16 protein-coding genes are annotated in these 12385 nt (G+C 64.1%); 14 read left to right on the top strand and 2 right to left on the bottom strand.

Annotation, left to right across the window (positions count from 1 at the left end):
* Together AC3ANW_RS16965 and AC3ANW_RS16960 are read left to right on the top strand one after the other, a co-directional pair.
* A complete protein-coding gene (locus AC3ANW_RS16965) occupies positions 1 to 375 on the top strand; it encodes a Rieske (2Fe-2S) protein (protein ID WP_488342018.1) in 375 nt (124 codons plus the stop codon).
* 4 nt (positions 376 to 379) lie between these two features.
* The gene (locus AC3ANW_RS16960) at positions 380 to 1408 is read left to right on the top strand and encodes a S49 family peptidase (protein ID WP_488342017.1); all 1029 of its coding nucleotides are present in this window, start codon (positions 380 to 382) and stop codon (positions 1406 to 1408) included.
* A 17-nt stretch (positions 1409 to 1425) separates the two neighbouring features.
* Here the strand turns inward: AC3ANW_RS16960 and AC3ANW_RS16955 are convergent, their stop codons facing one another.
* Positions 1426 to 2184 carry an SAM-dependent methyltransferase gene (locus AC3ANW_RS16955; protein ID WP_488342016.1) on the bottom strand — a complete coding sequence of 253 codons (759 nt, stop codon included), beginning with the start codon at positions 2182 to 2184 and terminating at the stop codon, positions 1426 to 1428.
* A complete protein-coding gene (locus AC3ANW_RS16950) occupies positions 2184 to 2816 on the bottom strand; it encodes a Maf family nucleotide pyrophosphatase (RefSeq protein ID WP_488342015.1) in 633 nt (210 codons plus the stop codon). The genes AC3ANW_RS16955 and AC3ANW_RS16950 overlap by 1 nt, the downstream gene beginning before the upstream one ends.
* A gap of 25 nt (positions 2817 to 2841) precedes the next feature.
* Between AC3ANW_RS16950 and AC3ANW_RS16945 the strand changes: the two genes are divergently transcribed.
* The 12 genes from AC3ANW_RS16945 to AC3ANW_RS16890 all read left to right on the top strand — a co-directional run bounded on the left by AC3ANW_RS16945 (position 2842) and on the right by AC3ANW_RS16890 (position 12344).
* Entirely contained in the window at positions 2842 to 3390 is a 549-nt protein-coding gene (locus AC3ANW_RS16945) for a YceD family protein (RefSeq protein ID WP_488342014.1), read from the top strand.
* Positions 3391 to 3541: 151 nt separating this feature from the next.
* Positions 3542 to 3724, top strand: a complete 183-nt coding sequence (rpmF, locus tag AC3ANW_RS16940; protein WP_488342013.1) for a 50S ribosomal protein L32 — start codon at positions 3542 to 3544, stop codon at positions 3722 to 3724.
* 128 nt (positions 3725 to 3852) lie between these two features.
* On the top strand, positions 3853 to 4899 hold the full coding sequence (gene plsX / locus AC3ANW_RS16935; RefSeq protein WP_488342012.1) for a phosphate acyltransferase PlsX: 1047 nt from the start codon (positions 3853 to 3855) through the stop codon (positions 4897 to 4899).
* Positions 4896 to 5897 (top strand): beta-ketoacyl-ACP synthase III, encoded by a 1002-nt coding sequence (locus tag AC3ANW_RS16930; RefSeq protein ID WP_488342011.1) that lies wholly within the window; start codon positions 4896 to 4898, stop codon positions 5895 to 5897. Before plsX ends, AC3ANW_RS16930 begins: the two co-directional genes overlap by 4 nt.
* A 77-nt stretch (positions 5898 to 5974) precedes the next feature.
* A complete protein-coding gene (fabD, locus tag AC3ANW_RS16925; protein WP_488342010.1) occupies positions 5975 to 6919 on the top strand; it encodes an ACP S-malonyltransferase in 945 nt (314 codons plus the stop codon).
* A gap of 51 nt (positions 6920 to 6970) precedes the next feature.
* On the top strand, positions 6971 to 7717 hold the full coding sequence (gene fabG / locus AC3ANW_RS16920; protein ID WP_488342009.1) for a 3-oxoacyl-ACP reductase FabG: 747 nt from the start codon (positions 6971 to 6973) through the stop codon (positions 7715 to 7717).
* Between the two features lie 116 nt (positions 7718 to 7833).
* Positions 7834 to 8073 carry an acyl carrier protein gene (acpP, locus tag AC3ANW_RS16915; protein WP_160551560.1) on the top strand — a complete coding sequence of 80 codons (240 nt, stop codon included), beginning with the start codon at positions 7834 to 7836 and terminating at the stop codon, positions 8071 to 8073.
* A 133-nt stretch (positions 8074 to 8206) separates the two neighbouring features.
* The gene (gene fabF / locus AC3ANW_RS16910; RefSeq protein WP_488342008.1) at positions 8207 to 9454 is read left to right on the top strand and encodes a beta-ketoacyl-ACP synthase II; all 1248 of its coding nucleotides are present in this window, start codon (positions 8207 to 8209) and stop codon (positions 9452 to 9454) included.
* Between the two features lie 13 nt (positions 9455 to 9467).
* Entirely contained in the window at positions 9468 to 9890 is a 423-nt protein-coding gene (locus tag AC3ANW_RS16905) for a hypothetical protein (protein ID WP_488342007.1), read from the top strand.
* Positions 9887 to 10555 carry an RNA polymerase sigma factor RpoE gene (gene rpoE / locus AC3ANW_RS16900; RefSeq protein WP_488342006.1) on the top strand — a complete coding sequence of 223 codons (669 nt, stop codon included), beginning with the start codon at positions 9887 to 9889 and terminating at the stop codon, positions 10553 to 10555. Before AC3ANW_RS16905 ends, rpoE begins: the two co-directional genes overlap by 4 nt.
* A 42-nt stretch (positions 10556 to 10597) precedes the next feature.
* Positions 10598 to 11266 carry a sigma-E factor negative regulatory protein gene (locus AC3ANW_RS16895; RefSeq protein WP_488342005.1) on the top strand — a complete coding sequence of 223 codons (669 nt, stop codon included), beginning with the start codon at positions 10598 to 10600 and terminating at the stop codon, positions 11264 to 11266.
* A 40-nt stretch (positions 11267 to 11306) separates the two neighbouring features.
* Entirely contained in the window at positions 11307 to 12344 is a 1038-nt protein-coding gene (locus tag AC3ANW_RS16890) for a MucB/RseB C-terminal domain-containing protein (protein WP_488342004.1), read from the top strand.
* Positions 12345 to 12385 lie beyond the last annotated feature (41 nt).

The following is a 12385-nucleotide window of genomic DNA, read 5'->3' as shown; positions in this document are numbered from 1 at the left end:
ATGAACGACGACGAGCCCGCCATTGCCCTGTGTCGCAGCGGCGACTTGCGCGACGGCGGTACGGCTGTCGGTTTCGATGTCCGTTATGCCGGACTGACCTGTACCGCCTTTGCAGTCCGTTACCGCGGCCGGCCTTATGCCTATCTCAACCGCTGCAGCCATGTGGCGATGGAAATGGATGGTCGCAGCGGCCGTGTTTTCGACGAAACCGGGCGCTGGCTGTTGTGCCATGTCCATGGCGCCGCATTCGATCCGCCTACCGGAAGCTGCGCCGGAGGCCCTTGCCGGGGCGGCCTGGTGCCGATACAACTGAGCGAGAGCGACGGCGTGGTCCGCTGGCATACTGCCTACAACCTGAAACCTGCCGAGTTCTAACGCGATGTCGTCGTCCGATCCTGATTTCCGAGACCCCCTGGAGCCGCCTGAGCCGCCCCCGCCGGCCGCCTCTCCGATCCCGCCGCCGGGCCGCCGTGCGTCCGACAATCAGAACTGGGAGCGTGCCACGCTCGAAAAGCTGGCTTTCTCCGCCATCACCGAACAGCGCAGCGCGCGGCGCTGGAAGACCTTTGTCCGGCTTTCGTGGCTGGTCCTGCTGGTCGTCGGCGGCTGGGTGCTGCTGCACCGGGCGCAACCCAGCACCGACAAAACGACGCCCCATACTGCGGTGATCGACGTCAAGGGTGAAATTGCAGACGGTGCCGAAGCGAGTGCCGAGTTCATCAATGCGTCCATGCGCAGTGCTTTCGAGGACGACGGCGCGCAGGCAGTGGTGCTGCTGATCAATTCGCCGGGCGGCAGTCCGGTGCAGGCCGGCATGATCAACGACGAGATCATCCGGCTCAAGGCCAAATACAAGAAGCCCATCTACGCGGTCGTCGAGGAAAGTTGCGCCTCGGCCGCCTATTACATCGCGGCCGGTACCGACCAGATCTTCGTCGACAAGGCGAGTGTGGTGGGTAGCATCGGCGTACTGATGGACGGATTCGGCTTTACCGGCCTGATGGACAAGCTGGGTGTGGAGCGCCGCCTGCTGACCGCCGGCGAAAACAAGGGTTTCATGGACCCCTTCAGCCCGATGAGCGACAAGCAGAAGGGTTATGCCCAGGACATCCTGGCGCAGATCCATGCCCAATTCATCGACGTGGTCCGCAAGGGTCGCGGCAGCCGGTTGAAGGAAACGCCGGAGACCTTCAGTGGTTTGTTCTGGACCGGCCAGCAGGCGGTAGCCATGGGCCTGGCCGACAAGCTGGGTGGCCTGGATTACGTGGCGCGTGAAGTGGTGAAGGCTGAAGACGTGGTCGATTACACCCGTCACGACAACGTCGCCGAACGTCTGGCCAAGAAGTTTGGCGCGGCGATGGGCGAAGGCGCGGTCCATGCCCTGGGCCGCATTCCCGCCTTCCGCTGAATTCCGCGGCGGTCTTTTCAGCGTCCGATGGCAAACACGGCCGGGGTGCTGTTGTCCGGACCTCCGGTCGACCGCTTCCAGGTCTTGACGTCTGCGCTACGGGTATTGCCATCCGCCAATGTCAGTCCCCAGCTGACCGAAAGGCGTGCATTGGGCTGGAGCGTCGCCAGCAGGCCCTGCAGCAATGCGGCATTGCGATAGGGCGTCTCGATGAACAGCTGGGTCTGGCCGGTGCGCAGGGCGACCGATTCCAGCGCACGGATCCTCTCGGCCCGCTCGACGGCGTCCTGCGGCAGGTAGCCGACAAAAGCGAAGTTCTGCCCGTTCAGTCCGCTCGCGGCAAGGGCCAGGAGAAGCGATACCGGTCCGACCAGCGGCACCACCGCCAGCCCCAGGTCGTGGGCGGCGCGGGCCACGGATGAGCCGGGGTCGGCCACGGCGGGCATGCCGGCTTCGCTGAGCAGGCCGACATCGTGGCCTTGCAGCGCGGCGGCCAGCAGTGGTCTTGCATCGAATCCACCGTGGTGGTCGCCCTTTTTATGGACCTCTCGCGGCAGTTCCTGAATGGTCTGGGCCTGCAGGGGTGCGGCAAGCGGATGCAGGGCATCGATGCGTTTCAGGTAGGCGCGAGCGCTTTTGGCGTTTTCGCAGATCCAGTGGGTGATGGTCGACGCCCGCCGCAGCGTGGCGTCGGGCAGGGCGTCCGACAGCGGGGCCTGGGCGGCGCAGCCGAAGTCCAGCGGTGCCGGAACGAGATAGAGTTTTCCGTGGGCCATCAGAACACCATGCCCGCGGCGCGCAGCAGGCGGCAGGTCCGGATCAGGGGTAGGCCGACCAGCGCAGTGGGATCGTCGTTGTGGATGGATTCCAGCAGGCTGATGCCCAGCCCTTCGCTTTTTGCGCTGCCGGCGCAGTCGTAGGGTTGCTCGGCGCGCAGGTAGTGTTCGATCTCGGCATCGGTCAATTCGCGAAACCGCACCTGCACGCTTGCGAGATCAGAGGCCTCGAATCCCGCCGCAGCGCAGACGACACTGACGGCAGTCTGGAAGATCACGGTGCGGCCTCGCATGCGCCGCAGTTGTAGCACCGCCCGCTGGTGGTCGCCGGGTTTGCCCAGCGGCTCGCCTTCCAGGTCGGCTACCTGGTCGGAGCCGATGACGACGGCTTCCGGCTGTTGGGCGGCTACCGCACGCGCCTTGGCCAGGCCGAGGCGGCGGGCCAGGGCTTCGGGTGCTTCGTCGGCATGTGGTGTTTCGTCCACATGGGGTGACACGACATCGAATGGCAGGCGCAGGCGCTGCAGCAACTCGCGACGGTAGATGGAAGTCGACCCCAGGATCAGGCGGCGTCCACCGGATGGGCGCGACAGAAGGCTGGCGGAGGTTGGGTTGGCGGGTGGCAAGGACATCCGTCGATTCTCTTACACTGATTCCATGGAAAAAGACTTGAGCCCCGACAGCCTGGATATCCTGGCTTTTGCCCGTTCCAGCGGCAGCCTCGAAGGGACCGACCCGCTGTCCCGTCACGCCCGCCTGGTGGAAGACATCACCGGTTCGCCCGACGGCCGTGCCGTGACCTGGAAGGCGACAGGCGAATGGCGCCAGAAAACCGGCAGCGCCGGCGAGCCCTGGCTGCATCTGTCTGGCGAAACCTCGCTGCCGATGACCTGCCAGCGCTGCCTGACGCCGGTCGACGTTCATGTGGCCTTCGAGACCGATTTCCGGTTCGTGGCCGACGAAAGCACCGCCGAAGCGGAAGACGACGAATCCGAGGAAGACCTGCTGGTGCTGCGCCGCGATTTCCCGCTGGACGAATTGATCGAGGACGAGCTGCTGCTGGCGTTGCCGCCTGTTCCGCTGCACGAGGTATGTCCCGTGGCCTTGCCGGCGGTCGTCGAGGATGCGGCCTTCGCCGCTGCCGAAGAAGAACGGTCCCACCCTTTTGCGATCCTGGCAGGCTTGAACAAGGGCAAGCTTGGCTAGTTTTTGAGCGCAGGCTATAATCATTGGCTACGCGCAATTTCTTGAGGCTGGATAAATGCGGGTTTGGGTCGGGTTTCCTAGGGAAATTTGGCAAAAACCTCCTGACGGTCTTAAAGCGCACCCGACCCACCTACCGAATTCAGGAGCCATCATGGCAGTTCAGCAAAACAAGAAGTCCCCGTCCAAGCGTGGCATGCACCGCTCGCACAACGCGCTGACCGTGCCGGGCATCGCAGTCGAAACCAACACCGGCGAAATCCATCTGCGCCACCACATCAGCCCGAACGGTTTCTACCGTGGCCGCCAGGTCCTGAAGAACAAGTCCGAAGCCTGATCGCCTCCGCAGCCTAGGCCCGCGCTACTTTTCTCGTAGCCCGGGCCTTCGTTTTTGATGGTTGTCTCTTTTATGTCTTGCTGCGCCGCGCTGTTTTTGCGCAGGTGCTGGCTCAGGGGTCTCCGTTCATGATCACGCTGGCCGTTGATTGCATGGGGGGTGACCACGGTCCACGTGTCACCCTGGCTGCCTGCAAGCAGTTCCTGGCGCACCATTCCGATGTGAGGCTGCTGCTCGTCGGTCAACCCGACAGGCTGGCAGGTTTTTCGCATCCGCGCGCCACTGTCGTTCCCGCCTCCGAGGTGGTGTCGATGGACGATTCGATCGAAATCGCCCTGCGCCGCAAGAAAGATTCGTCCATGCGCGTGGCTATCCGTCAGGTGAAGGACGGTGCGGCGCATGTCGCCATTTCCGCCGGCAATACAGGTGCGCTGATGGCGATTGCGCGTTACCTGCTCAAGACACTCGACGGGATAGAGCGCCCGGCGATTGCCACGCGCATGCCCAACGCCAAGGGCGGCGCCACCACCGTGCTCGACCTGGGCGCCAACGTGGATTGCACCGCGGAACACCTGCTGCAGTTCGCGGTCATGGGTTCGGCGCTGGCGTCGGTTCTGAACGACGACGAAAACCCCAGCGTTGGTTTGCTCAACATCGGCGAGGAAGCCATCAAGGGCAGTGAAGTCATCAAGGAAGCCGGCGAACTGCTGCGGTCGGCCGGCAACCTGGGTGATCTCAATTTCTACGGAAACGTCGAGGGCAACGACATCTTCAAGGGCACGGTCGACATCGTCGTATGCGACGGTTTCGTCGGCAACGTCGCGCTCAAGGCCAGCGAAGGCCTCGCCAGCGTGATCGTCGGTTTCCTGAAGGAAGAATTTTCGCGCAACCCGCTGACCAAGCTGGCAGCCCTGGTGTCTTATCCGGTGCTGGCTGCGCTCAAGCGCCGCATGGATTACCGCCGCTACAACGGCGCTGCACTGCTGGGCTTGCGTGGCCTGGTTTTCAAGAGCCACGGTTCCGCCGACGAGATGGCATTCGAGCAGGCCCTCAACCGCGCCTATGATGCTGCGCGCAACAACCTGCTCGAGCGAGTGCAGGCCCGTATCGCCCACGCCGCGCCGCTGCTGGGGCATCGTGAGCCCGTGCCAGCCGACGCCAGCACCACGACATGAGCACCTATTCCCGCATCGTCGGCACCGGCAGCTACCTGCCGCCGCGCCGGCTGACCAATGCCGACCTGGCGGCCGAACTGGCCGCCCGCGGCGTCGAGACTTCCGACGAATGGATCGTCGAGCGCACCGGCATTCGTGCACGTCATTTCGCGGCGCCCGATGTGGCCGCCAGTGATCTGGCCCTGCATGCCTGCCTGCGTGCGCTCGAGTCTGCCGGCAAGACCGCCGCCGACATCGACCTGATCATCGTCGCCACGTCCACACCCGACATGGTGTTCCCTTCGACGGCTTGCATCCTGCAGAACAAGCTCGCGCAATCGTCGGAAGCCGCGCGCAGCATCCTGGGTTGTCCCGCGTTCGACGTGCAGGCCGTGTGCAGCGGTTTTGTCTACGCCCTGACGGTGGCCGACGCGATGATCAGGACCGGTGCGGCCAGGCGCGCACTGGTGGTCGGCGCGGAAGTCTTCTCCCGCATCCTCGATTTCAACGATCGCACCACCTGCGTTCTGTTCGGCGACGGCGCCGGTGCGGTAGTGCTCGAAGCCAGCGAGCAGCCGGGCATCCTCTCCAGCGATCTGCATGCCGATGGCCGGCATGTCGGCATCCTTTGCGTGCCGGGTCATGTGTCGGGTGGTTCCGTGCTGGGCGATCCCTTGCTCAAGATGGACGGCCAGGCCGTGTTCAAGCTGGCTGTGGGTGTGCTGGAAAGCGCGGCCCGTGCCGCGCTGGCCAAGGCCGGCAAGACGGATGCCGACATCGACTGGCTGATTCCGCATCAGGCCAACATCCGCATCATGCAAGGTACCGCCAAACGCATGAAACTCCCGCTCGACAAGCTGGTGGTGACGGTCGATCAGCACGGAAACACATCCGCCGCCTCGATTCCGCTCGCGCTCGACGTGGCGGTGCGCGAAGGCCGTGTTCAGCCAGGGCATAACGTCATGCTCGAAGGCGTGGGCGGCGGTTTCACCTGGGGCGCCGTGCTGCTGACGCTGTAGCCCGCGTACGGTCAAGCCGCCGGGCTCGCAGGTCGACCCGGCATCCATCCCAATTTTCTGAGCAGGATTTCCTCGCCATGACATCGTTTGCTTTCGTTTTTCCGGGCCAGGGTTCGCAATCCGTCGGCATGCTCGACGCCTGGGGCGAACATCCGGCCGTGCTCGAAACGCTGCGTGAAGCCTCTGACGCGCTGAACGAAGACGTTGCCAAACTGATTCATGAAGGCCCCAAGGAGGCGCTCGGCCTGACCACCAACACCCAGCCTGTGATGCTGGTGGCCGGCGTCGCCGCCTGGCGTGCCTGGAAAGCCGAAGGCGGCGCCGATCCGGTCGCAGTGGCCGGTCATTCGCTGGGCGAGTACGGTGCCCTGGTTGCAGCCGGGGTGCTGACGCTGGCACAGGCCGCGCCACTGGTACGCTTTCGTGCGCAGGCCATGCAGGAGGCCGTGCCGGTCGGCACCGGTGCCATGGCGGCCATCCTGGGCCTGGACCCGGCGCGCGTGGCCGAAGTCTGCGCGGAAGTCACGGCCAGCCTGGGCGGAGTCGAAACCGCCGAGGCGGTCAACTTCAACGATCCGGGCCAGACCGTCATTGCCGGTACCAGGGCCGCGGTGGACCAGGCATGCGTGGCCCTGAAGGTCGCCGGTGCCAAACGTGCCCTGCCGTTGCCGGTTTCCGCGCCTTTCCATTCGAGCCTGATGAAGCCCGCGGCCGAGAAGCTGCGTGAGAAGTTGGCGGCCACCACGCTCGCCATCCCGTCGATCCCGGTGCTGAACAACATCGACGTCGCCTTCGAAAGCAGCGCCGACGCCATTCGCGATGCGCTGTACCGGCAGGCTTTCGGCCCGGTGCGTTGGGTCGAATGTATTCACACATTGGCGCAACGCGGTGTTGCACATGTGGTCGAATGTGGACCCGGCAAGGTATTGAGCGGCATGACGAAACGTATCGATGCGAGTCTTGTCGCCAGCGCCATTTACGATCCGGCCACGCTCGCCGAAACCAGGTCATCGCTCGGTTGATCGCCCTGGCCGTCAAACTCCCCACTTGATCCGAATTAGGAAACTCACAGCATGTCCGACATCAGTTATGCCGGCCAGGTCGCCCTGGTGACCGGCGCCACCCGCGGCATCGGCGCTGCCATCGCGGCCGAACTCGCGGGCCGGGGCGTCAGGGTCATCGGCACCGCGACGTCGCAGGACGGCGCCAACCGCATTGCGGCTGCGCTGGGGGCGAGCGGTGGCGAAGGCCGCATGCTGGACGTGACCGACTCGGCCGCGCTCGAAGCCCTGGTCAACGAGATCGTCACTGTCCACGGCGGTTTGCAGATCCTGGTGAACAACGCCGGCATCACCCGCGACAACCTCGCCATGCGCCTGAAGGACGACGACTGGGATGCGGTGATCGACACCAACCTGAAGGCGGTTTTCCGCCTGTCGCGTGCCGTCATCCGTCCGATGATGAAGCAGCGTTATGGCCGCATCGTCAACATTACCAGCGTGGTCGGCGCTTCCGGCAATGCGGGCCAGGCCAACTATGCGGCGGCCAAGGCCGGCCTGGCGGGCATGACACGTGCGCTGTCGCGTGAACTGGGTTCGCGCAACATCACGGTCAACTGCGTGGCGCCGGGTTTCATCGACACCGACATGACGGCAGCCCTGCCCGAAGCGCAACAGAAGGCGCTGCTGGGCCAGATTCCCCTGGGTCACCTCGGCAAGCCGCTAGACGTGGCCCATGCGGTCACCTTCCTGGCGAGCCCCCAAGCCGCGTACATCACGGGTCAGGAACTGCACGTCAATGGCGGCATGTTCATGAACTGAACGCCCGATTTCGGTCGAGCACATACCTTGCCGTTCGATCCGGGCGGCTACTGCGCGGGCCTATCAGGCGCGCCGGCTAAAATCCCGGATTCATCTACAACCCTAAGAGGGAATCCATGAGCGATATCGAATCACGTGTCAAGAAAATCATCGCCGAGCAACTCGGCGTGGAAGAGTCCCAAGTCACCAGCGAAAAAGCCTTCGTGGCCGATCTGGGTGCCGACTCGCTCGACACGGTCGAACTCGTGATGGCACTCGAAGACGAATTCGGCATTGAAATTCCGGACGAAGACGCCGAGAAGATCACCACGGTGCAGAACGCAATCGACTACGCCAACACGCACCAGAAGGCCTAAGAGCCCCGGACGAAACAGCGGCACGACCGGGCAGCGATGCCGGGCGTTCGCTGGGGTTTCTTCCGGGTGGCCTGGCCTCAGGGCTTGCTCTCCCCATTTCTTTCTGCGCTTTCCTGAAAAAGGTTTTCTTCGCATGAGCCGTCGCCGCGTCGTCGTGACTGGTCTGGGCTGCGTCACCCCCGTGGGCAACACGGTGGCAGACGCCTGGACCAACATCCTTGCCGGAACCCCCGGCATCGACTTCATCACCCAATTCGATGCGAGCAACTTCGCCTGCAAATTTGCTGGCGAAGTCAAAGGCTTCGATGTGACGGAGTACATGCCCGAGAAGGAAGCGCGGCACATGGACCGCTTCATCCACCTCGGCGTGGCCGCCGCCGTGCAGGCCGTTCGCGACAGCGGACTGCCCGTCGGCGATGCCCTGACCGAAGACCAGGCGGTCCGCATCGGCTGCAACATCGGCTCCGGTATCGGTGGCCTGCCGCTGATCGAACGTACCCATGCCGAACTCGAAAATCGCGGCCCGCGCCGTATTTCGCCGTTCTTCGTGCCCGCGTCGATCATCAACATGATTTCCGGCCACGTGTCGATCCGTTTCGGCTTCAAGGGTCCGAACGTTGCCGTGGTCACCGCCTGCACCACCGGCCTGCACGCCATCGGCCTGTCGGCCCGCATGATCGAATACGGCGACGCAGACGTGATGATCGCGGGCGGCGCTGAAGCCACCGTGTCGCCGCTGGGCATCGGCGGTTTCACCGCACCGCGCGCGCTGTCGACCCGCAACGAAACGCCACAGACCGCATCCCGTCCGTGGGACAAGGATCGCGACGGTTTCGTGCTCGGCGAAGGTGCCGGTGTGCTGGTGCTCGAAGAGTACGAACACGCCAAGGCGCGTGGCGCCAAGATTTACGCCGAACTGTCCGGTTTCGGCATGAGCGCCGACGCTTACCATGTCACCTCGCCCAGCGTGGGCGGCCCGCAGCGCTCCATGGAAATGGCACTGCGCAACGCGGGTGTCAACGCGGACCAGGTCGATTACGTCAATGCCCACGGCACCTCGACGCAGATCGGCGACCTGAACGAATCCAACGCCATCAAGGCGGCGCTGGGCGACCATGCCAGGAAGACCGTGGTCAATTCCACCAAGTCGATGACCGGTCACCTGCTGGGCGGCGCCGGTGGTATCGAAAGCGTCTTCACGGTGCTGGCGCTGCATCACCAGAAGAGCCCTCCGACCATCAACATCTTCGAACAGGATCCTGCCTGCGACCTGGATTACTGCGCCAACACCGCGCGCGACATGAAGATCGACGTGGCCCTGAAGAACAACTTCGGTTTCGGCGGCACCAACGGTTCGCTGGTTTTCAAGCGTTTCGCCTGAAAACCACGAACACATGCGCAGCGCCCCATCGGTCATCCATCCGGTGCTGCGCTCGTACCGGGTCGGCGCATGGCTGGCCTTGCTGTGGTGTTTGGGGGCCGTGCCCGTGACGGGCTGGCTGATGCTGGCCTCGCCACCGTCGCATGTGGGTTTGATCGTGGCGACCTGGACCGTCATGACTGGGCTGCTCGCTGCCCGGCACTGGTGGCAGGCCGGACCTGATCACCTCGCCTGGGACGGTCAATTCTGGAGCACCAGAACCGCCTTCGACGCCCGTTTGGCGGTGGTGGTCGACCTGCAGTTTCTGATGGTGGTTCGTGTGTCGCCTCCTGCCGAGCGGTCGCAGTGGCTGGTGGTCGACCGTGATGCATCGCCCCTGACATGGCATTCCTTGCGCTGCGCAACCGTCGCGGCCGGGCCGGGGAGGGTGACATGAGCGACATCCCTGAGACGCCCGTGACCCCCGATGTTCCGCATATCCCGGACGGCCCCGCGCTGGCGACCGACAGCGATCTGCTGCTGGTGCAGCGAACCGTGGCGGGCGACCAGCGCGCCTATGGCCTGCTGGTGCTCAAGTACCAGCGCCGCATCGAACGCCTGATCGGACGCATGGTGCGCGACGCCGAACTGGTCGAGGACATCGCCCAGGAGACGTTCATCCGCGCCTACCGTGCGCTGCACCAGTTTCGCGGCGACGCCCAGTTCTACACCTGGCTCTATCGCATCGCGGTAAATACCGCGAAGAAGTCGCTGGTGGACATGCGGCGCAATCCGGTCATTTCGGAGAACGCCTTGCGTTCGGGATCCGAAGACGATGAAACTTCTGTGCTGGACCGCGAACTAAGTACCGACGAGACACCTGAAACGGTGATGGCCGCTAAGGAAATTGCCGAGACGGTCAACGCCGCCATGGCGTCCTTGCCCGAAGATTTGCGCCAGGCGGTGACCTTGCGAGAAATCGAAGGCTTGAGCTACGAAGAAATTTCTGAAGCCATGAATTGCCCTATCGGTACCGTTCGTTCCCGCATTTTCAGGGCCCGTGAGGCCATTTCCGCCAAGGTTCGGCCGCTGCTGGAAAGCCAGAGCGGCAAACGCTGGTGAGGGTGTTTCGATGAAGCTGAAAAAAACGCACCGGAAGCAGCCATGACCCAACAACGACCTTCCTCAGCCCCTCAGGATGACCGCATTTCCGCGCTGGCAGACGGCCTGTTGCGGGGCGATGAATTCGCGTCGGCCCTGAAGCAGCTGGCAAACGACGAAGAAGCCCGCGCGCAGTGGCATTGCTACCACCTGGTCGGTGACGTGCTTCGCTCCGACGCCTTGGGTGATGCCCGTGGCGACATGGATTTTTTGAAACGTATCGAGGCGCGCCTGGCCAACGAACCTGTGCCGGTGCGTGTCCCGGATCAGGAAAAGGTCGAACTGATTGGCCAGGTAGTGATGCCGCTTCGGCGGCCAGCAGCAAACGCCGACGTCTTCCGCTGGAAGCTGGCGGCAGGTTTTGCATCGCTGGCCGCCGTGGCCGCCATCGGCTGGCAGACCCTGCAGCTGCAGGCGCCGACAGGTGGCGCGGCCTTGTTGGCCCAGGAAAGCACTGCGGCTCCGGCCGGCGTTTTCCAGCAAGTCAGGTCTGACACGTCTTCCGCCCCGGAGGTCGCCATGTCTACCGCCGACAACGCACCCATCATGCTGCGCAACGCACAACTGGACGAATTGCTGGCCGCGCACAACCGTGCCATCGGCGGTGCGGCACTTCAAAGCCAGGTCCGCCTCTTGCGCAACGTCAGCGTAACAGAGGATTTTTCGCGCTGAGGAGATCCGTCCCCTGCCTGCGCAAATCATTGCCGCCTTGATGAACCCGACGTTCCTGCGAGCTTTTTGCCATCGAGCGGTGGGTGCGCTGTGCCTGCTGGGGTTCTTCACGACTGTCATCGCAGCGGCGCCGGCGGGGGGCATTCCAAATTCGCGGGGCGGTGCCCATCGCGCCGAGCAAGCCGCCATCGGCGCGGTGCTCGAGCGGGCCCGCGAGGCCGGCCGCAAGAAGACCTATGTCGGCACCTTCGTCGTGCTGTCGGCGAACGGCGCCATGGCCAGTTCGCGCATCTGGCATCTTTCCGACGCGACAGGCCAGCAGTATGAGCGCATGGAGGCGCTGACCGGCACACCGCGGCTGGTCTTCCGCCGCAACAACGAAGTCACCACCTACCTGCCCGAGAGCCGGCTGGCCCGTTCTGAGCAACGCGACAGCTTCGGCCTGTTCCCGCATCTCGCGCGGGTACCTGAAGCGGACCTCGGTTCCTTCTATTCGGTCAATGTGGCAGGCACCGAACGTGTGGCCGGTTTCGATACCGATGTGATGCAGGTGATGCCGCGCGACGGCCTGCGTTACGGCTACCGTCTCTGGGTCGAACGCCAGACCGGTTTCGCGGTGCAACTGCAGACCATCGATCGCCAGGGGCACATGCTGGAGCAGGCTGCATTTTCCGACCTGCAGTTCGACGCACCGCTGCGGGCCGACAAGATGCAGCAGTCCATCGGCAACACGACCGGCTGGCAAATCGAAAAGCTTCAGCGTATTCGTACTTCGGCTGAAACCGAGGGCTGGCTGGTGCGGGTGGCGGTGCCGGGCTTCGAGCCGATGGATTGCTACAAACGCTCCGCCTCCGCACCAGCCGGCGCAGTGCAATGGATTTTCTCGGACGGCCTGGCGACCGTATCGCTCTTCATAGAGCCCTACGGCAGCCGGCCGCGCCAGGAATGGCGCAGCTCGGCCGGCATGACCCAGATGGTCGGCCGGCGCGTGGCCAACGATTGGTGGGTGACGGCCATGGGAGAAGTCCCGGCGCAGACCCTCGATGCCTTTGCGGCCAACCTCGAAAGGCGTCCGTAAGGCGGTGTTCCCGTGTCGTGCACTTATTGCCCGGCACACAG

The organism is Xylophilus sp. PBN-3R, from assembly GCF_057747805.1.
This window is presented reverse-complemented; position numbering and strand designations above follow the sequence as displayed.